The organism is Cobetia sp. PS-4MA (assembly GCF_057670765.1).
Map to the genome: position 1 here is coordinate 1606526 of NZ_CM173107.1, position 26231 is coordinate 1632756.

The 26231-nt window shown below is 60.5% G+C and carries 26 protein-coding genes; 11 read left to right on the forward strand and 15 right to left on the reverse strand.

The features are described 5' to 3' along the window. Positions 1–200 precede the first annotated feature (200 nt). Positions 201–1238, forward strand: coding sequence for a hypothetical protein (locus tag AC26AR_RS06905; RefSeq protein WP_404625343.1), 1038 nt, complete (start codon positions 201–203; stop codon positions 1236–1238). 284 nt (positions 1239–1522) lie between these two features. On the opposite strand, the gene AC26AR_RS06910 is transcribed toward AC26AR_RS06905, so the two are convergent. From AC26AR_RS06910 to AC26AR_RS06920, 3 genes are all read right to left on the reverse strand, one after another. Beyond that, positions 1523–1972 (reverse strand): DUF3455 domain-containing protein, encoded by a 450-nt coding sequence (locus AC26AR_RS06910; RefSeq protein ID WP_255303242.1) that lies wholly within the window; start codon positions 1970–1972, stop codon positions 1523–1525. 425 nt (positions 1973–2397) lie between these two features. Continuing rightward, on the reverse strand, positions 2398–2937 hold the full coding sequence (locus AC26AR_RS06915) for a redoxin domain-containing protein (protein ID WP_488107775.1): 540 nt from the start codon (positions 2935–2937) through the stop codon (positions 2398–2400). Positions 2938–3120: 183 nt separating this feature from the next. After that, a complete protein-coding gene (locus AC26AR_RS06920) occupies positions 3121–3690 on the reverse strand; it encodes a manganese efflux pump MntP (RefSeq protein WP_488107776.1) in 570 nt (189 codons plus the stop codon). Positions 3691–4061: 371 nt separating this feature from the next. Between AC26AR_RS06920 and yghU the strand changes: the two genes are divergently transcribed. Further along, positions 4062–4925, forward strand: coding sequence for a glutathione-dependent disulfide-bond oxidoreductase (yghU, locus tag AC26AR_RS06925; protein ID WP_077376888.1), 864 nt, complete (start codon positions 4062–4064; stop codon positions 4923–4925). A gap of 60 nt (positions 4926–4985) precedes the next feature. On the opposite strand, the gene AC26AR_RS06930 is transcribed toward yghU, so the two are convergent. Together AC26AR_RS06930 and AC26AR_RS06935 are read right to left on the reverse strand one after the other, a co-directional pair. After that, positions 4986–5573, reverse strand: a complete 588-nt coding sequence (locus tag AC26AR_RS06930) for an MDR/zinc-dependent alcohol dehydrogenase-like family protein (RefSeq protein WP_488107777.1) — start codon at positions 5571–5573, stop codon at positions 4986–4988. Then, entirely contained in the window at positions 5570–6091 is a 522-nt protein-coding gene (locus AC26AR_RS06935) for a TetR/AcrR family transcriptional regulator (protein WP_289864216.1), read from the reverse strand. The genes AC26AR_RS06930 and AC26AR_RS06935 overlap by 4 nt, the downstream gene beginning before the upstream one ends. 486 nt (positions 6092–6577) lie before the next feature. Between AC26AR_RS06935 and AC26AR_RS06940 the strand changes: the two genes are divergently transcribed. The 3 genes from AC26AR_RS06940 (at position 6578) to AC26AR_RS06950 (ending at position 10862) form a co-directional block, all read left to right on the forward strand. Next, entirely contained in the window at positions 6578–8656 is a 2079-nt protein-coding gene (locus AC26AR_RS06940; RefSeq protein WP_488107778.1) for a TonB-dependent siderophore receptor, read from the forward strand. Positions 8657–8900: 244 nt separating this feature from the next. Then, positions 8901–9794 carry a LysR family transcriptional regulator gene (locus AC26AR_RS06945; protein ID WP_404625355.1) on the forward strand — a complete coding sequence of 298 codons (894 nt, stop codon included), beginning with the start codon at positions 8901–8903 and terminating at the stop codon, positions 9792–9794. Between the two features lie 366 nt (positions 9795–10160). Further along, positions 10161–10862: an HD-GYP domain-containing protein gene (locus tag AC26AR_RS06950; RefSeq protein WP_488107779.1), complete on the forward strand. Its 702-nt coding sequence runs from the start codon at positions 10161–10163 to the stop codon at positions 10860–10862. 108 nt (positions 10863–10970) lie between these two features. Here AC26AR_RS06950 and AC26AR_RS06955 read toward each other — a convergent pair whose 3' ends face one another. Both AC26AR_RS06955 and putP read right to left on the reverse strand, forming a co-directional pair. Further along, on the reverse strand, positions 10971–11840 hold the full coding sequence (locus AC26AR_RS06955; protein ID WP_054556025.1) for an urea carboxylase-associated family protein: 870 nt from the start codon (positions 11838–11840) through the stop codon (positions 10971–10973). 161 nt (positions 11841–12001) lie between these two features. After that, positions 12002–13486, reverse strand: coding sequence for a sodium/proline symporter PutP (gene putP / locus AC26AR_RS06960; protein ID WP_077376871.1), 1485 nt, complete (start codon positions 13484–13486; stop codon positions 12002–12004). 316 nt (positions 13487–13802) lie between these two features. Here putP and AC26AR_RS06965 point away from each other — a divergent pair, with 316 nt between their 5' ends. Further along, positions 13803–14735 carry a LysR substrate-binding domain-containing protein gene (locus AC26AR_RS06965; protein WP_170877434.1) on the forward strand — a complete coding sequence of 311 codons (933 nt, stop codon included), beginning with the start codon at positions 13803–13805 and terminating at the stop codon, positions 14733–14735. 146 nt (positions 14736–14881) lie between these two features. On the opposite strand, the gene AC26AR_RS06970 is transcribed toward AC26AR_RS06965, so the two are convergent. The 4 genes from AC26AR_RS06970 to AC26AR_RS06985 form a co-directional block, all read right to left on the reverse strand. After that, the gene (locus AC26AR_RS06970; protein WP_417285947.1) at positions 14882–16195 is read right to left on the reverse strand and encodes an arsenic transporter; all 1314 of its coding nucleotides are present in this window, start codon (positions 16193–16195) and stop codon (positions 14882–14884) included. A gap of 61 nt (positions 16196–16256) precedes the next feature. Then, a complete protein-coding gene (gene arsH / locus AC26AR_RS06975) occupies positions 16257–16979 on the reverse strand; it encodes an arsenical resistance protein ArsH (protein ID WP_417285953.1) in 723 nt (240 codons plus the stop codon). A 63-nt stretch (positions 16980–17042) separates the two neighbouring features. After that, entirely contained in the window at positions 17043–17474 is a 432-nt protein-coding gene (arsC, locus tag AC26AR_RS06980; protein WP_417285946.1) for an arsenate reductase (glutaredoxin), read from the reverse strand. Further along, positions 17467–17871 (reverse strand): ArsR/SmtB family transcription factor, encoded by a 405-nt coding sequence (locus AC26AR_RS06985; RefSeq protein ID WP_417285945.1) that lies wholly within the window; start codon positions 17869–17871, stop codon positions 17467–17469. The genes arsC and AC26AR_RS06985 overlap by 8 nt, the downstream gene beginning before the upstream one ends. A gap of 216 nt (positions 17872–18087) precedes the next feature. Here AC26AR_RS06985 and AC26AR_RS06990 point away from each other — a divergent pair, with 216 nt between their 5' ends. Together AC26AR_RS06990 and AC26AR_RS06995 are read left to right on the forward strand one after the other, a co-directional pair. Next, the gene (locus AC26AR_RS06990) at positions 18088–18471 is read left to right on the forward strand and encodes a hypothetical protein (protein WP_077376856.1); all 384 of its coding nucleotides are present in this window, start codon (positions 18088–18090) and stop codon (positions 18469–18471) included. Positions 18472–18530: 59 nt separating this feature from the next. Then, positions 18531–19619 carry an NAD-dependent epimerase/dehydratase family protein gene (locus tag AC26AR_RS06995; RefSeq protein ID WP_488107780.1) on the forward strand — a complete coding sequence of 363 codons (1089 nt, stop codon included), beginning with the start codon at positions 18531–18533 and terminating at the stop codon, positions 19617–19619. A 17-nt stretch (positions 19620–19636) separates the two neighbouring features. Here the strand turns inward: AC26AR_RS06995 and AC26AR_RS07000 are convergent, their stop codons facing one another. Continuing rightward, positions 19637–19849: a DUF3820 family protein gene (locus AC26AR_RS07000; protein WP_052384432.1), complete on the reverse strand. Its 213-nt coding sequence runs from the start codon at positions 19847–19849 to the stop codon at positions 19637–19639. Positions 19850–19985: 136 nt separating this feature from the next. Here AC26AR_RS07000 and AC26AR_RS07005 point away from each other — a divergent pair, with 136 nt between their 5' ends. After that, positions 19986–21452 (forward strand): aldehyde dehydrogenase family protein, encoded by a 1467-nt coding sequence (locus AC26AR_RS07005; RefSeq protein WP_417285943.1) that lies wholly within the window; start codon positions 19986–19988, stop codon positions 21450–21452. Between the two features lie 179 nt (positions 21453–21631). Here the strand turns inward: AC26AR_RS07005 and copD are convergent, their stop codons facing one another. From copD to AC26AR_RS07020, 3 genes are all read right to left on the reverse strand, one after another. Beyond that, the gene (copD, locus tag AC26AR_RS07010; protein WP_488107781.1) at positions 21632–22579 is read right to left on the reverse strand and encodes a copper homeostasis membrane protein CopD; all 948 of its coding nucleotides are present in this window, start codon (positions 22577–22579) and stop codon (positions 21632–21634) included. After that, complete coding sequence (gene copC / locus AC26AR_RS07015; RefSeq protein ID WP_136937901.1) at positions 22513–22878, reverse strand: copper homeostasis periplasmic binding protein CopC; 366 nt, start codon at positions 22876–22878, stop codon at positions 22513–22515. The genes copD and copC overlap by 67 nt, the downstream gene beginning before the upstream one ends. A 167-nt stretch (positions 22879–23045) precedes the next feature. After that, entirely contained in the window at positions 23046–23852 is an 807-nt protein-coding gene (locus AC26AR_RS07020) for a sulfite exporter TauE/SafE family protein (protein WP_176493218.1), read from the reverse strand. Between the two features lie 378 nt (positions 23853–24230). Between AC26AR_RS07020 and AC26AR_RS07025 the strand changes: the two genes are divergently transcribed. Then, a complete protein-coding gene (locus AC26AR_RS07025) occupies positions 24231–24905 on the forward strand; it encodes a response regulator (protein ID WP_176493219.1) in 675 nt (224 codons plus the stop codon). After that, positions 24883–26217 (forward strand): ATP-binding protein, encoded by a 1335-nt coding sequence (locus tag AC26AR_RS07030; RefSeq protein ID WP_417285942.1) that lies wholly within the window; start codon positions 24883–24885, stop codon positions 26215–26217. Before AC26AR_RS07025 ends, AC26AR_RS07030 begins: the two co-directional genes overlap by 23 nt. Positions 26218–26231: the final 14 nt, after the last annotated feature.

Genomic DNA, 26231 nt, shown 5'->3' on the forward strand with positions numbered 1-26231 from the left:
CCTGCCTAATGGAGTCTCGCGGGGCGTTGTGGATTCTGGCAGATGCTTTTCTGCTTCTGTCTCAGTTTCAGGGTACGCCCCTGAGGCTGTTTCTGGCCGTGGACTTGAGACAGCCTGTCACAAGGCGGCGTGCATTGCCTCGAACTCAATCCAGCCTGGCCTGTCCCATTGTCATGATGTTTCGTTTCGAGGAGCAACGGATGGCGAAGGTACGTATCACGCAACAGGGCACGATCCATTGTTTTCCGGCAGGCTTGAAGGATGAGGATGGCAAGCTGGTGAATGCCGAGATATCCGCCGTGGCCTATGACGGTGAGCGATTGTTGATGGCGAGTGACAAGCCGATTCCGGGTGAGGGGCGTTCAGCCGTCTTCTCATTGCCGCTGGACTCCAGTGGGCCAGATGACCGTCAGCTTGAGTATCTGACCACCCCGCTGATTCGTCAGGCGGTCAAGTATGAAGACTTCGCGCTGACCACCGATGGCCGTCACATGTTGGCAACCACCGGGTTTGATCGCATCGACAGCGAGAGCCATGCCCTGAATGCCTACAATCACCTGTTGATCTGGCCGCTGGGTGAGCCGGACAAGGTGCAGGTGGTCGACCCGGACCCACGTGATGGGGTCGAGGGCTCACTGGAATTTCGTCAGAAGCTGGAAGCGGCCATTGGCAAGCCGTACTACAAGATAGAAGGGCTGGCGGTCGTCCCGAGTGACAAGGGCGATGGGCTGATCCTGTTCGGGGTGCGCGAACAAGGCAACTCGCATGATGACTTCGCGTACGTGCGTCGCGTCATCGGGGCGCGCTATGCGATGACCGACAGTGACAATATCGAGTTCATCGAGGACCTTCACGACGTCTATGCCTTTGATCCCGCCGAATATGAGGGCGTGAATCACGAGTGTGGTCTTTCGAGCCTGGAATATGACCCCTATCACGCACGCCTCTATCTGGTGACCAGCTTCGAGACCGAGCAGGGCAGTGAAGAGGTGATTGGGGGCTATCTGTGGGTGCTGTCGCTGGCTGACTTCCATGCAGGCAAATCCCCGACGCTGGTGACGCATGAGGATGGTCGCGTGCTGGAGTTCGAGCACAAGGCGGAGGGGCTTGCGGTACTGGATCGCGAACGGCTGTTCGTGGTCTATGACAATGATCGCAACCACGAGCTGGGCAGTGTGGATGAACGCGACGAGCGCCATTCCTGTGAAGCGCCCTATACGATGCTGGCGCTGGTCTGACGGCAGCTCGCCGGCTCAGAAGCTTTCTCACTGCCCGGGAGAATCAGACTCACGGCTTTTGCACTTGAATGGGAGACTGTCTGTCTTCGCCATGGCGCCGTTGTCGCCAGACGGGATTGATCAAAAAATCCAGGCGCAATCATCCATCTTCTGTCGGGATTGATGACGACAAAGCCCCGACATGCTTCTGCATGTCGGGGCTTTTCATGATCTCACCTTCCCTGTGTCAATGCGCTCTGTCACACGACATCGAGTGGTGAACCTTCTTTATCTCTGGCTCAAGATTACATGGCCTTGTAGAACAGATAATCGGCCTGGTACATCACGATTTCGACCTTGTCCTTGTGGGCATCATCACAGGCCATGTCAGGAGCGGCACCGCCCTGGGTATTGAGGCGCTGCACATAGGTGACGCCCTGCATATGCCCTTCACCTTCGGCCGGATTGGCCTCGACCAGCTGCAGCGGAATATTGCCCTTGCCGTTGGGCTCTACCGCCAGCTGTGTGCCGGTGATCTTGGAGCCATCCATGGATTCCCAGGTGGCGGGCGGACCATAGTATTTGCCGACCTGCTTGCCATCAGCATCATTCAGCGCAGCATCCGGCCCCTTGAAGACCCAGCCCATGGTGCCATCATCCTTTGCTTCACAGGCCCATTTGATCTTGCCGACGCCAACAGTTTCCATGGCGACGTCATTGCCTTTCGGCACCGTGACGCTTTCGGGAATTTCCATGGCTTGAGCCATCGGGCTCATTGCGAGGGCAGCGAAAATACCAGAGATACAAGCGATTGTTTTCATCTTGACGACTCCGTAGACAGATAAGGTTCAGCTAGCGGTTGCAGGTGTGTCGTTGTCTCCCTTGCACTGCTCATAACGCTGGCCTTTCCCGTCTGGATGTCACGGGATCAAGATTTTTTCGTGCTTTCTATTCGAGGTGCGTTTCTGGCTTGTCAAGCGGAGTGAGGCAAGGACAGATTGAGGTAAGAGCGGGATGATCAAAGAAGGGAGGGGGAAGGAGAGAGTGGCGAAAGGAAGCCTAAAGAAAGAGGAAAGAGTGATCAACGATACAGGGCAGGTTTGAAGGCCCTGATACAAAGCTGCCCCGCAGCACCAAGGCTGCGGGGCGTCTTTCCTGCGCGACCTGAACCCTGAAAGGTTCAGCCGTAATCGCGGGTGCCGCGAATCGGGTAGTGGTTGTCCGGCTTGCGGATGAACTCGATACCCCCGATGAGCGTGTCCAGGTCAGGACGTACGAAGGGCGCATTGGCGACTTCTTCGATCTGGACCTTGCCTTCGCCATTGACGATGAAGAAGGCCGGCTCCGGGAAATCGTGATCGGTTTCCTTCTCGCTGCGTGGCGTGGAGATGAACAGCCCCAGCGTTTCCATCTGCTCTACCGTCAGGCCACCGGCAATCGGGAAATTGAGATCCAGAGATTCGAGGTGCTCGTTCAGCTGCTGCTGGCTGTCGGCAGAGACGGCGACGAGATCCACGCCTTGTGCGCTGAAGCGCTCACGATATTCCGTCAGCTTGTTGAGGAACTTGGTGCAGATCGGGCAATGCTTGCCGCGATAGACGACCACCAGTTGCCAATCATGCTCGCTCTGGGGCTTGCCGAGCGTCAGGGTTTCGCCATCGTGGCGCTGGACCTGGATGGCCGGAAATTCACTACCTGGATGAAGCTTGCGTGTATACATGCAATCTGGCTCCCCTGTTGGATATCAAGATGTGCGATACGCCACATGTCCCTCTTGAATGACGCCATTGTCAGGGTTTTCAAGGGACCCTTGGCGGAACGCGGAGATGCATCCATCGCCAGGGGCAGGGACTGGTCGGGCCAGAGCCCCCTTGCTGGGGGCTCTGGCCTGCTGGGGAAAGCCTTAGCCAAGATAGCCGGTGTGTTCCAGCAGGATGGTCGTGCCGATGCCGATCAACACCAGGCCACCGATGATTTCCGCGCGCTTGCCGACCATCTTGCCCAATACGCCCCCGAGCATCACACCGGTGGTGGCCATCACGAAGGTGGCGGTGCCGATCGCCAGCGCAGTGGTGATGATATTCACGCCAGCAAAGGCAAGCCCGGCACCGACGGCCATGGCATCGATGCTGGTGGAAAGGCCAGTCAGCATCAGGCGGGGCAACGATTGCGGCGTGCTGCAATCCTCATCTTCCTCGTCCTTGGAGAGCCCCTCATGAATCATGTGGAGACCGAGCAGCAACAGCAGAGCGAAGGCGATCCAGTGGTCCCACTGTTCGACGTAGACGGCCAATGAGCGACCGATCAGCCACCCGATCATGGGGGTGATGGCTTCGATGACGCCAAAGATGAGGCCGATGCGCAGGGCATCTTTCAGGGACGGCCGTCGAATGGCCGCACCCTTGCACAAGGCAGCAGCGAAGGCGTCGCAGGACATGGAAAAGGCGAGCAGGAATGTCGATAGCATAGGCATGTGTCAGGAAGTTCCAGGCCGGTTACGAGTCAATAACAGCGAGACACCACCGGCCGGAAGCGTCTGACTGTCATTGGTCTCGCCGAACCTTGTCCTGACCGATCATGGGCATGATCTGGATAGGTGGGTCCTCGGTGCCACGGCAATGCCTGCCGACGATGTTGACAACCGAGACTCTCGTTGGGTAACGAGAGCGGGCTACTCCCCAAAAACTGGTGGCATGTTAGCAACAAACTTTCGTCGTTTCATCCCCTTGTGTCACAAGCGTCTGACCGTCATAACTGGGCTACCGAGTCAGAGCGCCACAACACCGACGTTTCTGACGCCATCGAAGTCTTGAAGCTTCAACAGGATGCCAAGGAGTCAAGGGTATGAGCGACAGCTATCAGCCACCCAAGGTCTGGACATGGGAAAGTGAAAGTGGCGGCAAGTTTGCCAGCACCAATCGGCCTATTGCCGGACCGACGCATGACCAGGAGCTGCCGGTCGGGGAGCATCCCTTCCAGCTCTACTCCATGGCGACACCGAACGGTGTGAAGGCCACCATCATGTTCGAGGAGCTGCTGGCGCTCGGACATTCCGGTGCGGAATATGATGCCTGGCCGATCCGCATCGGTGATGGCGATCAGTTCGGCAGTGACTTCGTCGCGATCAATCCCAATTCGAAGATTCCCGCGCTGATGGATAGAAGTGGCGACACGCCTGTGCGTGTCTTCGAGTCCGGTTCCATCCTGCTGCATCTTGCGGACAAGTTCGGCGCGCTCATCCCCAAGGAGCCGGCCAAGCGGGTCGAGGTCATGAACTGGCTGTTCTGGCAGATGGGCTCCGCGCCGTATCTGGGTGGAGGCTTTGGCCACTTCTATGCCTACGCCCCGGAGAAGATGGAGTATCCGATCAACCGTTTCGCGATGGAGACCAAGCGTCAATTGGACGTGCTGGATCGTCAGCTGGCTGACAATGCCTACATCGCGGGTGATGAATACAGCATCGCGGACATCGCCATCTATGCTTGGTATGGCGCGCTTGCCGAGGGCAAGCTCTATGACGCTGCCGAGTTCCTTTCCGTGCAGGACTACCCCCATGTGCAGCGCTGGGCCAAGTCGATTGCCGAGCGTCCTGCGGTCAAGCGTGGTCGCATGGTCAATCGTTTCTGGGGGGAGCCGCATGAGCAGCTGATCGAACGCCATTCGGCGAGTGACTTCGACACCAATACCGAAGACAAGCGCGCCGACTGACCCTCAAGACCCAATGTCTAATGTCTTGTGAAGTTGCCGCTGTCTGGCAATCAAAAAGGGCTACCCATCGGGTAGCCCTTTTGCATTCTGGCCATCAGTCCCTGAGGAAACTGACTCAGTCCTGGCAAACCTTGAGCACGACCTTGCCCACATGACCTTTCTGCTGGAAGACGGCCTGGGCAGCGACTCTGCCTTGGCAGCGCTGGTGATGGCGATCACATGAGCACCACGTGCCTTGGCGAGCTGAACGGCTGCAGAGCCGCCCCCCCCTGAGGCGCCGGTGATCAACACGCGATCCCCCTTGGCAAGCTGCGTGCGTGTCAGCAGGTTCTCGGCGGTGGAGTAGGAACATGGGAATGAGGCCAGTTCCACATCGCTCAGTGCGCTCTTGATGGGGTGTGCATGGCGTGCTGCCACCTTGGTGTATTCGGCGAAGCCGCCATCGCCCTTGGAGTACCACGCCAGGCGTGTGTTGATGTCGGTGTTGTTGACGCCAGCAGCCCCGACGCGCACCAGTACGTCGCGCGGGCCGGGAACCGGACGGGGGATGTCGTCGCGCACTTCCAGCACTTCCAGCACCTCCGGGCCGCCGTGGCCGGTCAGATAGATACCGTGCATGGTGTCATGGCGTGTGGATACAGTGCTCATTTGCGAGGTTCTCCCAGGAGGGTGAGGGTGGTGGATAGTGCCGCTTCGATCGCTGTGTCGCCCAGTACTAGCCAGGCCGAGGATGCCCCTTCATGAATCAGGAACAATTCGTTGGCGAGATCTTCGCGGCGACTGCGCGTGCCAAGCCAATGGAGGGTTTCCCGCTTGTGACGGGTGACGGCATCACTGACGTCACGATTGTCAGGAAAGGCCGCCAACGCATTGATCGACATGCAGCCATTGGGGGCTTCGTGCTTCATCCAGTGGCCCAGTCGTCGGTAAAGGTGACTGAGCGCAGCGGCGCCATCGCTGGGCACCTCGTCCTCAAGAAAGGCGAGGTAGCGCTCATGGCGATGCTGGAGGGCACCGATGACCATGCTTTCCTTGGAAGGAAAATGTCGGTAGAGGGTGCGTAGGCTCACGCCAGAGGCAGCCTTGAGCTCTGACACACTGGGTTCTGCGAAGCCACGCTGGCTGAAGAGGGCTTCCAGGCGAGCGGCGATGTCGTGCTGAATCATGGAAGGACCATCGTCGAAGATTTCAGGGAGAGCATTTGTTCTACCTCTACAGGGTAGAGCGCTCATTCTCCCTGTGTCAATGTCCTGCAGCATTGTCCCGCTCGTCACCCCCTTTGATGGCTCGGCGACCCACGAGTGCTCCTCAATGAGGAGCGTCATCTTACCCTTGAGCGCAAGAGACTGCTTTCATCACGACCAATGGCGATGATTTCGGCCACCTGCTGGCTGGATTCTCGAGATAACGTTGCGACACTTTATGCTAAAGATTATCATTCGCGCTCAATTTGCTGGCGCAGGGGGCGTCAGTCATGGCCATGCTCTGTCGAATACAGGGCGAGATGTTGATTCAGCAGGACGCTGGCACATCACATAGAAGGGTTCCAGGTGCCAAGTCATTCTCGCAACCACGTCGTCAATAAGAATACCGTCAGCAAGAGCACCGTCAGCAAGAGCAAGGGGCCATTTTCCTGTCTGGTCTTCAGCCTCATGGCATTGCCGAGTACCACACTGGCGGCAGGTGAGTCGGCACAGGACGCCTCGGCAGTCGCAAGCTCGGTGATGGTGGTCACCGGCCAGCGGGAATCGGAAGTGGCGCCGGGCAGTTACCGTGCAGAGGCCTCAAGCCTTGCCAACAAGCAGTCGGTGGAGTTTCTCGAGCAGGCCCGCACCATCAATGTGGTGACCCGGCAGGTCATGCACGACTTCAATCTCGATGACCTGGAAGAGTCGCTGCAGCCGGTGGCTGGCATTCAGCTGGGCAATACGCTGGGGGGCACCGAAGACGGCTTCGTCAAGCGAGGCTTCGGCAGCAACAGCGATGGCTCGATGCTGATCGATGGCATCCGTCAGCCGCGCCGTACCTACACCACGGCGACGGTGGACCGCGTCGAAGTCCTCAAGGGGCCGTCATCGCTCTTCCAGGGCCAGCAGAACCCCGGCGGCGTGATCAACATGGTCACCAAGCGTCCGCAGTACGAGACGCACACCGAGATCAGCGGTGAAGTCAGCTCCTTCGGCGGTGGCAATACCACCCTGGACACCACCGGTCCCATCGAGGATACCGGCCTGGCCTATCGCTTCATCCTCTCGCATGAGGATGAAGACTCCTGGCGCGAGTACGGCAATGACCGCCGCACCACCATCGCCCCGTCCTTGCGTTGGGAGGGCGAGTACAGCAGCGCCCAGATCAGCTACGAGTATCAGGACTACGAGCTGGATATCGATCGTGGCACCGTCTTCTACAACGGCAGCGCCGCCAACGTCACGCGTGGCACGCGTTTCGATGAATCCTGGAACCGCGTCTATGGCCATGACGAGTCCGTCAATGCCTGGTGGAAGCAGGAAGTCACCGACAACTGGGACATGAAGCTGACCTATGGCTGGACGCGTCGTCAGTACAGCGATGCGCGCGCCAACGTCACGAATGTCAGCGATAGCGGTGATGTGACCGTGCGCGCCGAAGAGAACCAGGGCTATGAACGCAGCGAGCACTACACGGCGCTGGACGCCATGGGTGATGTCGAGATAGCGGGGCAGCGTCACCAGCTGGTCATCGGTGCCGATTATGAGACCACCCGCGACTATCTGGATGAGCGCTATTTCGGCGACTCCGTCACGGTCTCCACCGTCACCGACGTGAATCACGGCCAGCTGGCCCAGGTGACCTCCGACGACATCAACACCTCGCGCAGCAATCGTCTCGACGAGAGTCAGGCCATCGGGGTCTATGTCAGCGACCGCTGGTATCTGAGTGACAAGTGGATTCTGGGCCTTGGCGGGCGCTACACCTGGTTTGATCAGCAGAGCGGGCAGGGCGAGGATTTCGTGTCTGACCCCGATTACAGCGATGACCTGTTCCTGCCCTCCGCGAACCTGCTGTATCGCATCGACGATGCCAGCTCCGCGTACCTCAGCTACAGCGAATCCTTTGTGCCCAACGGCAGCGACAGCGACAGTGGCGAGAGCCTCGACCCTGAGCTCGGCAAGGGCTATGAGATCGGTTACAAGCGTCAGTGGAATCCGCGTCTGGCGACGTCCGTGGCGCTCTACCAGATCCGCAAGGAAAACGTGGCGGTGACGGACAACGGCACCACGCGCACCATCGGTGAAGCCGGCTCGCAAGGCCTGGAGTTCAGCCTCGAAGGCGCCCTGACGGATCGTACTTCCTTGCTGTTCAGCTATGCCTACACCGATACCGAAGTGCTGGAGGATACCGAAGGCACCGAGGGCAATCGTCTGCCGAATGCGGCGCTCAACGCGGCCAGCCTCTATCTGGCACATGATCTGGCGATTGATCCGTCCTACGGCGAGTGGCGTGTCGGCGGTGGCGTGCGCTACGTCGGTGAGCGTGAAGGTGACGACGACAACAGCTTCTCGATGGATGCCTACACCGTCGCGGATGCCTTCGTCGGCTGGCGTCATGACTTCTTCGGTCCGGACACCGAATTCAAGCTCAATGCGAAGAATCTGTTCGATACCGCCTATTACTACGGCAGCGGTGGTGACACGCGCGTACTGGTAGGCGATCCGATGGAAATCACCCTGTCGGCCAGCGTGGGCTGGTAACACCGCTGATTGCTCTTTATGAGCTGATTGCTCTTTATGAGCTGATTGCTCTTTATGAAGAGGGGACGACAGGCAACTGTCGTGGACCAGGGGCGCTCCAATGCGCCCCTGATGCGTTGCGACGACTCGATATCGGGGCCTGACGTATCGGGTCCTGCCGCTGATTCAATCGGATTGGCTGATAGACTGACGTCTCGAGGGTCTCTTCCTTCATTCGATGTCACTACTGTCCGGAGAGCTTCACATGCTCGACTCGCTTCCCCTTGCCGATATCCGTGCCTTTGTCATGACAGCGGATCACGGCAGTTTCACCCGGGCCGCCGAGACGTTGGGCGTATCGCGTTCACAGGTGTCCAAGCAGGTCACCGCGCTGGAGAAGCTGCTGGGCGTGACTTTGATGCAGCGTTCCACTCGCTCGTTGCGGCTCACCGAGAGTGGTCATCTTCTCCACGCGCAATGTCGTAGTGCGCTGGGCGACATGGCGCAGATCGTGACGCTGGTGCGTGAAGAGCGTAACGCCATGCGCGGGAGGCTGCGCATCAACAGCGTCGGCGGGCCGATCGGTGAGCGGCTACTGGCGCCCGCCGTGCATGCCTTCATGCAGACGTGGCCGCAAGTGCAGGTGGAGCTGGATTTCAGCAGTCATCGCGTGAATCTGATTCGTGATGATTTCGATATCGCGCTGCGCATGGGCGCCCTCGAGGATGCCGATTTCATCGCGCGTCCGTTGATGACATTGCCCTACGTGGTGGTGGCCAGCCCAGACTATCTCGCCCGTCATGGCGCCCCGAATGCGCCTGGTGAGCTGGTGGATCACCGCTGCCTGGTCGGCTCGGTCTCGCGCTGGTCCTTCACCGCGCGCGGGGCAGAGCCTCGAGAGTTGCAGGTGGATGTCGGTGGTCAGCTTGAGTGCCGCAACGGGCATGTGCTGGTCAGTGGTGCCATTGCCGGCAACGGCATCATTCGCGTGCCAAGGCTCTACTGTGAATCCGCCCTTGCGCGAGGGGAGCTGCAGGAATTGCTGAGTGAATGGCAGCCGGCGGATGTACCGTTGTCATTGATCTATCATCGTGAGCGCCATCGTCCGCTGCGTACGGTGCGCTTGATCGAGCATCTGCTTGAATGGTTCGCGAGATGATATGCGCGCGTCTCTGAGCGCTGTATGCGTCATGCTGCAATACGAATAAGGTAAAGATTTGATGAAGGAAACATTGAGGCACGTCATTATTATCGCCTAATATTCACTAGGCACTTTTTATCAAGTACTTTCTATCAAGTCCTTTTTAGCAAGCCCTTTTTAGCAAGTGTAGGGTCTTGGAAGAGCTGGTCTTCGAAGCGGATACGAAGGCCCGAGCTTGCGAGACGGATGTGAAACACAAATCCAAAAAACGAACGACAAATAGGCGTTCGTCATTCTAGGCTGATGCGACCCTATCTGGCGCATCGATCATGAGCCCCCTGATGACTCACGACCCTTGATAGGCAGATTGAACAGGGAGCCCCCATGAAAAATGCCCTGTGCGCGACGCGATTCGCGCCCGCCAGTGATGCCTGCTTGCCGGATTACCTCTCAAAGCCGCCCCCTGGGGCGAAGTCGCTCGAACCCGGAGTTCTGGCCCTGGCGCGTCTCCTTCAGCGTCATCATGGCGATACCCTGGCGCATTCCTGGCGGGTGGCGGGGCTGACGATATTTCTCTACGCAAGGCTGTTGCCGTCCGCTCAGCGCAAGGTGCCACTGCATGACCTGCATAGCGCGGCCTTGTTGCATGATATCGGCAAGGTCGGTATCTCGACGGAGCTTCTGAATGCCCCGCGTGCGCTCAGTGATGAGGAGCGCGTCACGATGCGCGATCATGCCGGTCATGGCGGGCGCCTGCTGTTTTCTCTACGCGGCCCCCTGAGAGCGTTGGCCAGCCAAGTGGCGATCACCCATCACGAGGGCTGGAATGGCAAGGGCTATCCTGCCGGGTCCGCCGGGGAGGCCTTGCCACTGCATTGTCAGGTGGCCGCGATGATGGATGTCTTCGATGCTCTGGCCTCGCCGCGCGCCTACAAGCCGGGCTGGTCGTTGAAGCGTCTGATCGGATTGTTCAGCGAGGAATCCGGCAAGCAGTTCGATCCTCGTCTGATTGCCCGCATGGCGCCGCTATGGACATCGCTGCACGCCGAACATCGGCGTTTGTATGAGCAGACAAGCCGAGGCTGAGGCGGCGATGCCCGTTCACGAAACGTCAAAGCCCCCTGTCGAGAGTCTCGGCAGGGGGCTTTGTTACATCAGTATTCGCTAAACGCGATCAGCGTGCCAAAAGCCGCCTCAGCAGCAGCGCTCACGCTTGATGGCGGCCCAGTCGGTGGTGGGGTGCTGGCGGCCGTGATTACCGGCGTAAGCCGCGACCTTGGGCGACTCCCAGCCTGCGAGAACATCGCCTTCCAGCCGGTAGATCTCCACACCGAGCGGGTTGCAGGTCTCGAGCGGGTCACGCGCATCAGGGCCCCACAGGTCCACAGACAGATCGCCACCCGGGCAGCAGGACATCGCGCACAGCAGGTCCGTCTCGGCAAAGAACTCCAGGTAATCGCCCTTGCGAGCCGGGCAGGCCTTCATGAAGTACTTGTCTTCGTTGTTGAGGCCGGTGCACTGGAAGATGTTGAGCACATCGTGGATATCGAATTCGGTCAGGCCCCAGGGCTCCACCGCGCGGACCAGATTGGAGTGGCAGTGGTGATCGAAGTCCTCGCCGGTCAGCAGGCGATTGACGTAGGGGTCGCAGCGCGTGCCCAGCAGGTCATGCACGCGACCGCCTTCTGCATCGACACCATAGTCGGCGAGGGTGTCATCGATGATGGTCGCCATCGGGCGCAGGTAGGGCAGTGTGGACCACAGGCGATCATAGGTGCTGACATGCGCACGCTGCAGCTGGCGGGTGCGAGACGCCCACATGCGTTCACGCGGATTGTGCAGATTCCACATGTTGAAATCACCGACCTGTGAGCCTTCGGTGATCTTGATGCGCAGCACGTGGCCCGCCGGCACTTCCCATGCCAGTCCATCGCGCAGCGGCACGGTATGGGTCGCGACCAGTGTGCGCTCGGCCTTGCCTTCGGTGAGGCTGTCGTAGAAGTCGCGATCGACGTCCAGAATCGATCCCTTGCTGGCTTGATAGGCGGCAGGTACATCACTCATGACAGGACTCCTCGTAAATCGAAATTGGGTCTGATGACCAGGCCGGACTGCCTGGAATTCGCTGCCCGGTCGGGGCTTTCGTGCACTGCCGGCAAGTGTGATGGCCGGCAGTGGCGGTATCTGCAGGGCACAGGGAAGTTTCTCGGTCCCCCTGCGCGGGGTCAGGCCTGTTCGCGGCGCCAGTGCTTCATCAGACGGTCGAAGCAGGCGCTGGCGGCAGGTTCTGCGTTCATGCGGCTGACGATGCCGACGGCGATCAGGGCGAACAGGAAGCCGGGTACGACCTCGAACATGTCGAATATTTCCAGCGGGCCGCCGCTCAGCGGCTTCCAGATCGCGACGGTAAGGGCACCGACCAGCAGGCCGGCGATGGCGCCATTGCGGGTCATGCCACGCCAGAACAGTGACAGCAGGATGACGGGACCGAAGGCGGCGCCGAAGCCACCCCAGGCGTAGGACACCAGGCCCAGGATGCTGCTGTCACGCTCGCTGCCCATCACGGTGGCGAGCAGTGCGATGCCGATCACGCTGGCACGGCTCAGCCAGACCAGCTCCTTCTGCGTCGCCTTGGGGCGAATCAAGCCACGGTAGATGTCTTCGGCGATGGCGCTGGAGCAGACCAGCAGCTGGGAATCGACGGTACTCATGATCGCGGCCAGGACGCCGGCCAGAATGAAGCCTGCCACCCAGGGGTTGAGCATGATCTGGCTCAGGGAGATGAAGACACGCTCGCTGTCCGTGAGACCGCCACCCAGCTCACCGCCGAACCAGTAGTAACCCAGCACGCCCACTGCTACCGCAGCTGCCATGGTGATGGCGGACCACAGCAGGGCGATATGACGTGACACCTTGATATCTTCACGCTTGCGCACGGCCATGAAACGCACCACGACGTGTGGCTGGCCACAGTAGCCGATCGCCCAGCCGGCCAGCGACAGCATGCCCAGGAAGGTCACGCCTTCCATTAGACCACCGATGGGGGCGACATCCTGCGCCGCTGCCGGGGCGGCTGCGCCATCGCCGAACAGCGCCACCGCCGTCATGGCAGCCACGGCACACAGCGAGGCGGCCATCATCAGGCCCTGGATGAGGTCGGTCCACGAAGCGGCGAGGAAGCCACCGAGGAAGGTATAGCCGACGATGACCAGCGCGCCCAACCACAGTGCGACGCGGTAATCGATGTCGAAGAGACCTTCGAACAGCACGGCACCACCGACCAGGCCCGCCGAGACATAGAAGGTGAAGAACACCAGCATGACCACGGATGACAGAGTGCGCAGTACGCGCGAGCGGTCTTCGAAACGCGCTTCCAGATAATCCGGCACCGTCAGCGCATTGCCGGCCGCTTCGGTGAACACGCGCAGTCGCTCGGCGACCAGGGTCCAGTTCAGGTAGACGCCGACCAGGGTCCATACCGCGATCCAGGCTTGCGAGAGGCCACCACTGAAGATGGCGCCGGGCAGGCCCATCAGGGCCCAGCCGCTGAGATCGGAAGCGCCGGCACTCAAGGCCGCGACGCTTGGCGGCAAGCCGCGTCCCCCGAGGATGTAATCCGACAGATTGTGGGTGATGCGATAGAAGTAGATGCCGATGCCCAGCATCAGCAGCAGATAGAGCCCGAACGACAGCAGGACAGGTAAGTTCATCCTAGGAGACCTCATGGTGACGCCGAGGCGTCTTGTTATTGTTCACCAGTGATGTCGTGTTGCAGCAGGCTTGCACGGAACAAGCCGCGGGGAGCTGGCAATAGCACTGACACCGTCACCTTAACCATGAGGTGGATTGCAGAAAACTGATCATTTTTCGTTTAACATATGACTCAATATCATGGGTAGCCGTCGTGTGCTGGTTGACGCCTTTCTTCTATCAGGACGCTGCTCGCAAGTACTCGGCACAGCGCTTGGCACAGGCACTCGGCACCCAGTTCTGGCACCCGGCCAGGCCAGTCATCAAGGACAACCCATGCGACCCAGTCTGTCATCGCTCAATGCTTTCGAGGTCGTGTCACGCCTGGGAAGCATTACTGCGGCTGCGGATGAGCTCAACATCACCCAATCGGCGGTGAGTCACCAGATCCGCCGCCTGGAGGCCACGCTGGAGGTCAGTCTGTTGGAGCGGGCTGGACGCGGCGTGGTGCTGTCACATGCCGGGCGTCGACTGGCCGATGGCCTGCAGGCCGGCTTTGCCAGAATCGAGCAGTCGGTGGCCGAATTCGAGGTCGACCCACAAGGCGTGCATCAGCGGCGCCAGCTGCGCGTCAGCTGTCTTCCTTCAGTGGCGGTGCGCTGGCTGATCCCGCGGCTCAACAGCTTTCGCGAGCAATGCCCTGATATCGCGGTCAGCCTGCAATATGCCGGCGTCAGTGCGCGGGGACTGCTGCCGGAGGTCGATGTGATGATCACCTGGCAGGACGAACTCCCGGACAAGGCATCACAGGCGTTCCGCTTGTTCTCGGGGGCTACCCAGCCGGTGGCCAGTCCGCTGTATCTGGAGCATCACCGCCGCCCGTCCCAGCCGGCGGACCTGTTGAAGCTGGAGCTGATCCACGACCAGTCGCGCCAGCCCTGGCATGACTGGTTCAACAACTGCGGGCTGTATCCCTCCCAACTCGACAAGGGCGATCTCTATCAGGACTTCAGTCTGCTGAGTGCTGCGGTGGTCGCGGGGCAGGGGGTCGCGCTGTGTCCGCCACGCCTGATCCGCAAGGAGCTTGAGGACGGCACCCTGGAATGCCTGTTCGAGATGGCCGCCAACCGCCAGCGTGCCTACTGGCTGTTCCATCACCCGCAGCCTGCCAGACACGTGCAGCAATTCTGCGACTGGATGCGCGCGCAGATCGCCGCCGAGGGTGAAGCGGCCGACAGTGGAGTCATCGTCAGCCGCCGCCAGCTCTGACGGCGGACATCTCTATCTCGGGCAATGACGCACGCAACGCAAAAGCCCCGCCGGGATGCGGCGGGGCTTTCTTGTGCAAGTGCCCATGTCATGACGGCATGGGTCGCGATCTAAGCCATGGCCCTTGGCCAGGAGATGGCGGGCCGTCAGCCATTGAGCACGCCCAGCCAGGCCCACAGGCCGAGCAGGGTGGCGATCAGTACCGGCGGGGTCAGCACCAGACCGACCTTGATGTACTGGCCCCAACTGATGTGATGGCCTTTCTGATCGAGCACATGCAGCCACAGCAGTGTGGCGAGACTGCCGATCGGGGTGAACTTGGGGCCCAGATCATTGCCGATCACGTTGGCATAGATCATCAGCTCACGCGTCGCGTCACTGACCTGCTGCGCGGTGAGGTGGTCGATGGCCAGCGCGCCGATCAGCGTGGCCGGCATGTTGTTCATCACCGAGGCGGTGACGGCAGCCAGCACGCCGGTACCGAGGGTGGCGATCAGACTGCCCTGGCTGGCAAGCCAGGCGAGGATGTCGCTGGCGTGATCGGTCAGGCCGGCATTGCCCAGCCCGTAGACCACCAGATACATGCCCACCGAGAACAGCACGATCTGCCATGGTGCACCGCGCAGTACCGGGCCGAGTTCGATCACGGCATCACCGCTGCCCAGCCAGCGGCCGGCGATGGCCAGCAGCATCAGCGCGGCGCTGCCGGTGACGACGGCGAGCGGAATGCCCAAGGGCGCGGTCACGAAGTAGGACACCAGCAGCACCCCCAGCAGCGGGAAGGCCGCGCGGAAGACCTGGGGGTCCTTGATGGCGCTCGAGGGTGCCTCGAGTTTCTCCAGCGCATAGTGTGACGGTAGTTCCTTGCGGAACATCAGCCACAGCACGATCAGCGTGGCGGCCAGCGCGATCAGATCGACCGGCACCATCACGGCGGCGTAATGCGTGAAGGAGATATCGAAGTAGTTGGCACTGACGATGTTGACCAGATTCGAGATCACCAGCGGCAGGCTGGTGGAATCCGCCACGAACCCGGTGGCGATGATGAAGGCCAGCGAGGCCGCCGCCGAGAATTCCAGGCGTACCAGAATCGCGATCACGATCGGTGTCAGCAAAAGGGCCGCGCCATCATTGGCGAAGAAGGCCGCGATCACCGCGCCTAGTAGCACGATGAGCGGGAACAGCCTGCGTCCGTTGCCGCCGCCCCAGCGTGCGATATGCAGTGCCGCCCAGCTGAAGAAGCCCACTTCATCGAGAATCAGCGAGATGATGATCAGCGCCACGAAGGTGAAGGTGGCGTCCCAGACGATGTCCCACACCACCAGTACGTCCGGCAGCGTGACCACGCCGCAGACCAGTGCGATCACGGCGCCGCCCAGTGCACTGGTGCCGATGCCCAGACCGCGTGGTTGCCAGATCACCAGTGCCAGCGTGATGACGAAGATTGCCAAGGCAAGCATGACGTCTCCTTGTCGAGGGGGAAGAGCAAGAGAAGCACGACGTGTGCGAACACGGACAGCGTCAGATCGTGCTCTGATTGACGCGTTTCGAGACCTCTTCGGCACTCTCGACACGCTCGGAATAGCGCTCGGTCAGATAGTCACTGCGCTCGCGGTTCATCCAGGTGAACTTCATCAGCTCTTCACAGACATCGACGATGCGCAGATACAGCGGTGACATGCGCATGCGGCCGGTTTCATCGAATTCATTGAAGGCCTTGGGCACGGATGACTGGTTGGGGATGGTCAGCATGCGCATCCAGCGCCCCAGAATGCGCATCTGGTTGACGCTGTTGAAGCTCTGGCTGCCGCCGCTGACCTGAAGGATGGCCAGCGTCTTGCCCTGGGTAGGACGTACGCCGCCCAGTGACAGCGGAATCCAGTCGATCTGCGCCTTCATGATCGAGGTCATCGCGCCATGACGTTCAGGGCTGGCCCAGAGCATGCCCTCGGACCACTGAGCCAGCTCGCGCAGCTCCTGCACCTTGGGGTGATCGGCATCGCAGTCATCCGGCAGCGGCAGGCCCGCCGGCGAGTAAAGGCGGACTTCCGCGCCGAATGCGGTCAACAGGCGCGCCGCTTCCTCGGCGGCAAAGCGCGAGAAGGAACGCTCACGCAGGGAGCCGTACAGCACCAGAATGCGCGGTGCATGACGCGGCGCACCGGGGCCGACCAGACGGTCGATCTCCAGCGGGCGCCAGTGTTCGGCGTCGATATTGGGCAGATCGGCCAATGCCGCTTTCATCGCGTCTGTCATGGTGTCGCCTGTCGGCAGGTGAGAGTGGGTGGAAGTGTGTGCGTTCATGGGTCAAGTCCTTGGGGCGTGGACGACGTCGCCGTCTTCCTTGGTGTAGTGCGCGACCGGATTGTCCAGAAGCTCCAGTACCGTCTCCGACGGGCGGCACAGGCGCGTGGCTTCGGGCGTCACCACGATGGGGCGATTGATCAGGATCGGGTGGGCGATCATGGCGTCGATCAGCTCGGCATCGCTCATGGACGGGTCATCCAGATTGAGCTCGTCATACGGCGTACCCTTGCGGCGCAGCAGCGGGCGCGGTCCATCGCCCATGGCGTCGATCAATGCTTTCAGCGTCTCGCGCGTCGGGGGTGTGACCAGATACTCGATGACTTCCGGTGTCTCACCGGAAGCCTTGAGCATGGCCAGCACATTGCGTGACGTGCCGCAGGCCGGGTTGTGGTAGATCGTGATCGTGTGGGAAGAGCGAGTGGATTCAGTCATCGTTTCCGGGCTCCTGCGACGTACCGGGAGTGTGGGCGTCACCGCAGCTGGGCGGGGTGAACGAGGCCAGCAACGGATCGCAGACCACCGAGGAGCCCGCGCAGCAGTCGCGTACCAGAAACTGCACGGTGGCGAGCATGTGCTCGAGGTTGGCGCGGTAGATCAGCGAACGGCCCTCGCGCTGGGAGTGGATCAGCCCCGCGCGACTCAACACGCCCAGATGGGTCGAGAGCGTGTTGTGCGGCACCTCGAGACGACGGGCGATCTCGCCGGCCGGTAGTCCCTCTGGCTCATGGCGTACCAGAAGGCGAAACGTGTCCAGACGCGTGGCCTGGGATAGCGCCGCGAAGGTGTCCAGCGTGGCCTGCGGGTCGGGAAGGCTGTCAGTATCATTCATATCATCTTGTCCATATGTCGAGACTTGTCGAAATGACGATGGTGCGATGATAGATCAGCGTGCCGCATATGGGAAGGTGCCCGGAGGAAAGAATGGGTGCAGATAACCCTTGGCCATTCTCGAGGATTTGTGAGGGCGCGTATTCCGGTCAGGCAAAGCCCGCACAGTCTTGGTAGCATGTGCGCCATTGATTACCGGACAAGGGAAGATGGCACGATGATGATGGTATTGCAGATTCTGGGGGGCTTCGTGCTGGCGGCGGGGGTGCTGCTTGCGGCAGTGCCGGAGCTGGTCAATCGCTTCAAGGGCCCGGATGACACGCCCTTGACCGTGCCCAGACAAACGGGTGCGGCGATCTCGCGTCGGATTCGCTGGGGCTGGGTCATCGCGGTAGGGTACCTGCTGATGTATCCGCCGATCGGTCTGGGAGTGTTGCCGGTGCTGGTGACACTCGCCGTGGCGGGTATCGCCGGCATCATGACGGCACGCCTGATGGGGTTGATGCTGGATGGCATCGACATGCGTCATCTGTTCCGCTTTGCTGCCGAGTCGCTGATTCTCGGCGGCCTGTGGACCTGGTTCGTCAAGCTGTCCGCTTGAGAGGGGGCTCCCAGGCAGAGAGCGATTCCCGCTGTTTTCCCCTTCCCTGAGGCTTCTCCATGCCGCTCAATGACAATACGCTAGCCGCATTGGCTCATCTGGACAGGTCGCACCCCGTTCTGGTGACAGGAGCGACGGGGTATGTGGCGGGACAGCTGATCCGTCGCTTGCTGCAGGAGGGTCTGACAGTGCATGCCGCCGTGCGGGATCCAGGTAACACCGAGCGTCTGGCGGCACTCAAGGCACTGGAAGACAGCATGTCGGGCAAGCTGCGCGTCTTCGCCAGTGATCTGTTCGAGCAGGGCTCTTACGCCGAGGCGATGGCGGGGTGTGCGGTGGTCTTTCACACCGCCTCGCCTTTTGTCGTCAGTGTCGAGGATGCACAGCGAGATCTGGTGCGGCCAGCAGTGGAGGGCACGCGTAACGTGCTCCAGGAAGCCAATCGTCAGAGCAGTGTCGAACGCGTGGTGCTGACCAGCAGTTGTGCTGCCATCTACAGTGACAATGCCGATGCGCTGGACACCCCGCGTGGCTGTTTCGACGAGAGTGTCTGGAATACTACGGCGTCGCTGACACACCAGGCCTACTCCCACTCCAAGACGCTGGCGGAACAGGCCGCCTGGCAGATCGCCGAGCAGCAGTCGCGCTGGCGGCTGGTGGTGATCAATCCCTCGCTGGTGCTCGGCCCCGCGATCAGCGATGACACGCACGGCGAATCCTTCAGCCTGATGACGCAGCTCTGTGACGGTACGCTCAGGATAGGCGCGCCGGATTACGGCATGGGCGTGGTGGATGTGCGGGATGTCGCCGAGGCGCATCTGGCGGCGGGATTTTTGCCCACGGCCACCGGGCGTCATCTGGTCGCCGGGCACTCCTCAAGCTTCATTGCGCTGGGGCGACTGTTGAGTCATCACGCCGGCCCGCAATATGCGATTCCCTCTCGCCAGCTGCCCAGATGGCTGGTGTGGCTGGCGGGTCCGCTGGTCAATAGGGCGGTGACCCGCAAGGTCGTCTCACGCAACGTGGGGCATGCCTTCGTGTTCGACAATACCCGCAGCCGTGAGCAGCTGGGGCTGATCTACCGGCCCCTCGAGACGACGCTGCACGACATGTTCGATCAACTGGAGGCCAGCGGCCGCCTGTCGTGAACCTCATCTTCTGCATGTCAGCGACGTCGCAGCGGCTCCAACAGGGCATTCAACCCGTTGTGATCTATCTCGTGCATCAGCGCCAGCAAGCGACCTATCTCGCCTTGCGGAAATCCCTTGCGCGCAAACCAGCCCAGGTAATCGCCGGGCAGGTCGGCAATCAAGCGTCCGGCGTACTTGCCATAGGGCATCTGGCGGGTCGTCAGTTTCTGCAGATCTTCGGGGCTCATCCAGTGACTCTCATTCCACTCGGTTAAGGACGGTCTGGTCAGTTGCAGGTGCCATTCTGGCACAGCTGTGATGCAACGGTTGGGTTTTGCTCCGGCACCGCCATGTCCTGATCATACTCATGATACGGAGTGACTCATGTCCCGCGACTATCAGAACCTCGAGCAGCTACCCCTCGCCGGAGAATGGCGTAACGGCCGAGCCGGCAGGACGCTTGAGGTGGTGGATCCCTTCGATCAGAGCTCGCTGCTCTCGATTCCCATGGTCAATGCCGAGGATCTCGATGCCAGCTATCGCAGGGCGCGTGATGTCCAGCCTGACTGGGCTCTAACACCGGCGAGCGAGCGCGCTGGCGTGATGCACAAGGTGGTGGAGCTGATGGACGAGCGACGCGAGGAGTTGCTCGGCTGGCTGGTGCGTGAGTCGGGCAGTACCCGCCTCAAGGCTCAGGCGGAACTGGCGGCGGCCCGTGCGATCACGCTGGAGTCCGCCGCGATGGCCAATCGCGTGGCCGGGATGGTGATGGAGGCTCAGGTACCGGGCAAGGAGAGCCGTGTCTTCCGCAAGCCGCTGGGTGTCATCGGCATCATCAGCCCGTGGAATTTCCCGCTGCATCTGACCCAGCGTTCCCTGGCGCCGGCACTGGCACTCGGCAACAGCGTCGTCATAAAGCCGGCCAGTGATACCCCGCTGACCGGCGGCCTGCTGCTGGCCAGATTGTTCGAGGAGGCGGGGCTGCCTGCCGGCGTCTTGAGCGTGGTGGTCGGTGCCGGCAGCGAGATCGGCGATGCCTTCGTGGATCACGAGGTACCGAGGCTGATCTCCTTCACTGGTTCCACCCAGGTGGGCAAGGGCATCGGTAGTCGCGCCGTCGGTGGTGATCATCTCAAGCAGGTTGCCTTGGAGCTGGGCGGCAACAGCCCCTTCGTGGTGCTTGACGATGCGAACATCGAGCAGGCGGTGGACGCCGCGCTGGTCGGCAAGTTCCTGCATCAAGGGCAGATCTGCATGGCCATCAACCGCATCATCGTCGATGCGTCGGTCCATGACGCCTTCGTCGATCGCTTCGTGGCGCGTGCCCGTGAGCTGAAGGTCGGCAACCCCGCCCAGGACGATACCGTCATCGGGCCGATCATCAATGCCAAGCAGCGTAATGGTCTGCTCGAGATGATCGAGACGGCCAAGGGCGAGGGCGCCAAGGTGATGCTTGAGGGCGAGGCGCAGGGTCAGCTGGTGCCGCCGCATGTGTTCACCGATGTCACCAATGACATGAGCCTGGCGCAGAACGAGATCTTCGGCCCGGTGGTCGGCATCCAGAAAGCCCGTGATGAAGCGCATGCGCTGGAACTTGCCAATGGCACCGAATATGGCCTCTCGGCCTCCGTCTTCACCGCGGATATCGCACGCGGCGAGCGCTTCGCGCTTAAGGTCGAGGCGGGCATGGTGCACGTCAATGACATGCCGGTGAATGATGATCCACGCGCGCCCTTTGGCGGCGAGAAGAATTCAGGCCTTGGGCGCTTCAATGGCGACTGGGTGCTGGAGGAATTCACCACCGATCAATGGGTCAGTCTGCAGGTCGAGCCACGTCAGTATCCGTTCTGATCCCTCTTATCTGTAGTTGCGCATGACAAACAACGCCCCGCTCAGCCTTCTGGCTGAGCGGGGCGTTTTTGATGGTGAGTAATGCAGACATGTCATGGTGATGATGCAGGCAAGAAGGCCTAGGGATCTTGACAGCAAGGGCGGCGCTGTAGAGAGGACAGAGACGCAAGCTGCGATCATCAGTAGGGATCGAGGGCGGAAAGCGTCACGACCAGCCCCAGTACCAGCGCCGCCAACATCACTTCCAGTCGCGTCATCCACTCAAGGGCTCGTGTGGTGCCGCCCTGGCCGGAAAGCTTCGGCACAAGCCAATAGCGATTGAAGAGGGCGATACTGACCATGCTGAGTACCAGCCCGATCTTGATGGCCAGCAGTCCTTGATAAGGGTGTGACCAGTCCAGCGGGGGTGTCCCGAGAATCAGCCCGGTATTGAGGGCCCCCGTCACGACCACCAGAGCGACCGCGAGGTGGCCCATGCGGGAGAAGCGTATCAAGGCAGCTCTGGCGGCTTGGCACAAAGTTTCGGCATGCAATGCACGCAGGGTGGACACCACCGGGAACAACGCCCCGATCCAGAAGCCACCACTGAGTAGGTGCAGCCATTGATTGGCGCGGTGAATACCTCCCAGCCAGCCACCGTGCATGGCGGCGTGACCGGAGAACGCAAGGCTTGCCAACATTGCCATGCTCGCAAGCGCCAGGACCACCAGGCGATGTGCGGGAATCACCATCAGCGGCAGCAGTGCCATCGACAGGATGCCTGCCTTGCCTGCCCAGGCAAGCCCCGAGGTCGTCTGGGTCATGACGCTCCATGCCAGGGAGACATTGGAGAGATCTCCCCAGCCAGCCCCGATGATGGCAGTCTGGAGTGGCAGTTGGCAGGCAGTGGCGATCACGGCCAATGCCAGTGCCAGGCGCAAGGCCCCCGACCAGCGCTCCTCAAGCCAGAGGCGCAGCTCGCGCGATGACGATGTCAGCAGGAATCCGCTGACGCCCCAAAGGAACACGACCGCTCCGTCAAGGACGAAGCGGCTCGCGGCAAGGGCGTTATCGGGGCCGATCACGGCGTGACGGTGAACTGATACTGGCCTTCGGTCTTGTGACCATCGGTGGAAAGCACATGCCATTTGACGGCATATTTTCCTGCCTCGAGCGTCTTGCTGACCGGAGCGTTCAACGTCTTGCCGCCATTGTCGAGAGTGGCATCCCCCAGGGAGACGGGGTTGCCATCGACTCTGCTGAGACCCAGGCCACTGAAGGGCAACTCCAGCCCTTCGCTGAAGGTGAGGCTGATGCTAGTCGGCGAGGCGATTCTGGCGCCGTCCGCGGGATTGGCACTGCTGACATGGGCGTGAGCGAATGCCTGGCCACTGAACAGCAGGCTGCCAGCGACGAGTGTGGTGAGCCAATGTCTTGCATGCGTCATCTTGATGTCCTCTGGACTTCGGTCGCGTTGACTTGTGCATGGTCCAGCCATGGGGATTCACACCCTCTGGTCAGAGGTATGCACTTGCAGAAGGGGCACGTTACCTCAGCCAGCACTGTGGTGTCCCCCGCAATAATGTCGCACCCCGAGTTCCGCCTGGTGGCGGATCAATGACTGATCAGAGAGACGCTACCCAGCCAGGCAAGCCTGAGCGCCAGCAACGACAGCGCCCATTTGAACAGGCCATCGAAGTGCCGGTTGGAGACACGATCCAAAAAACGCAGTCCGAGGCGGGTACCGATCAGGCCCGCACCGATCATCAGCACGATCAGGGGCAACCACTCATGGAAGAGAAACCCTGCCATGCCGAAGATGAAGGCCTTGGTGAGGTGCTGCGCGACCATGCAGGCCGCGAAGGTCGCCACCTTGGTGTGACGCTCGCCGCCGCCTTGCTTGATGAAGCTTGCGACCAGTGGGCCGCTGGCCCCGATCAGACTCGAAAGGAACGTCGTGATGGCACCGGCGATCAAGGTGCCTGTGCGGCTCAATGCCCGCTTGGGCAGCGGCGGCCCCCAGCAGGTGAACAGCACGAACAGCGCGATGGAAAGCTCCAGCACCCCTTCAGGCAAGCGGATCAACACCCAGGCTGCCACCAGCGCACCCAGCGCCACACCGGGCAGAAAGGCCAACAGACGGCGCATGTCGATATGGCGCCAGGTCATCGCCATGCGCCCGCCGTTGGAACCCAGCTGTACCATCCCATGGACAGGAATCAATGCAGCGGCAGGCATCAACTGCGCCATGATCATGATCAGCAACGTCCCACCGCCAACCCCGACAGCAGCGGACAAGGCTGACGTCAGCAGGGCAAGTAGCAGCAACGCGCAGACGATAGGCAGCGAGAGCGGGAAATGCTGCGCGAGGCCATCGAGCAGGCTTGCGAGGTAGGGAATATCGGCGGAATTGGCGGGCATTGCAGGCATCCTGTGCAGATAGCCAATAAAGATGGATAGGGTCTCAGGCAGACGACATGATGTATGACCTGCCTGACAAGCGTGCAAGGCTACCGTGACAGAGAGGCTCTGCCCAGTATCTCAGGTGTCACCTGAGGGTGTTGCAGGCCCCCCTGGAAGATTCATCCGCTGATGAGCTGGCAAGTGTCGGCTGACTTGGACATCAGAGAGGTGCTTTCCAAAGGCAATGGTGTAGTGTCCGGTGCCTGTCATTGCCGTGGCTGGCGCTTTTCAGCCAGCACTCAGCATATACCTGCAGGATGGGGGCTTTTCTGCAGATGTTGCGCTTGTCATGGGAGCGGTGTTCAGTGAAGGTCAGTGGGATAAAGGAGGGTAGGCATGAAGCTGTTGTTGCTTGAGGATGATGACCTGCTGGCAGAAAGCCTCGCTGAACTGCTGGAAGATAATGGCTATCGACTGGATGTCTCCACGAGTCTGCATGAAGCACAGGCTTTCATAGCGACGGAACAGTATGCATTGGTCGTTCTGGATCTCGGGCTTCCGGATGGTTCGGGGTTGGAGTTGCTGAAACGCTGGCGACAGTCTCACGTGGATATTCCCGTGCTGATTCTTACGGCACGTGATACCTGGGAGGACAAGGTTGTGGGGTTGCGCAGCGGGGCAGATGATTATCTGACCAAGCCATTTCATGAAGCCGAGTTGCTGGCGCGACTTCATGCGCTGCTTCGGCGTCGCCAAGGGGGAGGCCATACGTATCTTGAGGTCAGCGGGATTCAGCTGGATGAGGAGTCGCAACGTGTCCGTTGCGACGGCGAGGATTGGTCGACCTTGACGGCTACCGAATTCCGTTTGCTGCGCTACCTCATGCATCATCCAGACAGAGTGCATTCCAAAGTGCAGTTGCTGGATCAGCTCTATGCACTGGAGCAGGATGCCGCTGCACCCAATCTGGTGGAAGTCTATATCGCTCGTCTTCGCCGCCGCGTGGGCAAGGACTTGATACAGACCCGTCGCGGACAGGGGTACCTGCTTGTTTCACATCGATCGTCGTAGCCTTCGTTTTCGTCTGCTGACACGCCTGGGAGGGGCATCCCTCGCTGTAGTGTTGTTTGCCTGGTATCTGCATGGGGTCTTTCTGCACGAGCTGGCGAAGGATTTTCTTGGTGAGCGTCTCAAGGATGAGGCATCTCACATCGTCACCTTGCTCAAGAAAGATGAGCGTCCTGTTGCCCAGCTAATGGTGGCGGCACGCGAGGAGTCTCTGAGCTTTCATCATTTCTATGTGTTGCGAGTCGGGAACGAGGTCAGTACTTCGCTTCCTGCCATGCCGACGGAGATGCTTCCCTTGCTTGAGGGCAAGGGGGATGCGTTGTTCATGCATCAGCTGCAGCAGCAGCCTATGTTGGCCTATCGGTATGGCTTTGATCTGCGCGGGCAACGGGTGCAATTGTTGATTGCCGAGAATTTCTCGCCAGTGGAGAAGGGCTTGACCCGAGTTCATTGGTGGATTGGTGCCAGCGCCTTGTTGTTGTGGGGAATTCTCGTGTCACTCAATCTGCTGGCGGTAAGACGGGGTCTCAAGCCCTTGAGTGGCTTGCGTCATCAGTTGAGTGAACTCCAAACCGGCCATCGAAAGCGGATTGCCCTCACGGTGCCGTCGGAGCTGGATACGCTGGTGTCGCAGCTCAATAAGCTACTGGATGAATTTGATCGCCGTCTGACTCGCTCACGAGAGTCCGTCGCCAACCTGTCCCATGCTCTAAAGACACCTCTGGCGGCATTGACGCAGGTGTTGCGGGGCACACGCCCGATCAATGAGGTACGTCGTGGCAAGATGCTGCAACGTGTCGAAGCGATACACTCCCAGCTGGAGGCCGAACTCAGGCGAGCCCGTATTGCTGGCCCACGTACGGGCCAGACCACGCGCCCTGCTGAAGAGGCCAGGCGATTGATCGAGATGTTCCAGGGACTCTATCCGCAGCGCACCTTCTTGCTGGAATGTCTGAACTTGCCTGTTGAGCATGCTGATGGCTGGGTGAGTGTCGAGACACAGGATTTCACCGAAATGCTCGGGATATTGCTGGATAATGCGGGCAAGTGGTCTGTCAATCAGGTGCAATGCCGAGTGACGATAGAGAGTGACCAGGTCGTACTCTGTATTGAGGATGATGGTCCTGGGGTGCCGCAGGAGCAACTGGCCCATCTTGGCGAGCGTGGATGGCGACAGGACGAAACTTACCCAGGTTATGGGTTGGGGCTCTCCATTCTTTCGCATCTCGTCAAGCAATACGCGGGTTGCGTGAGCTACTCATCAGGAGCAGCAGGGGGATTGAGAGTCAACGTGCATCTGCCAACACGTAAATAGTCTCTTCATTCAGG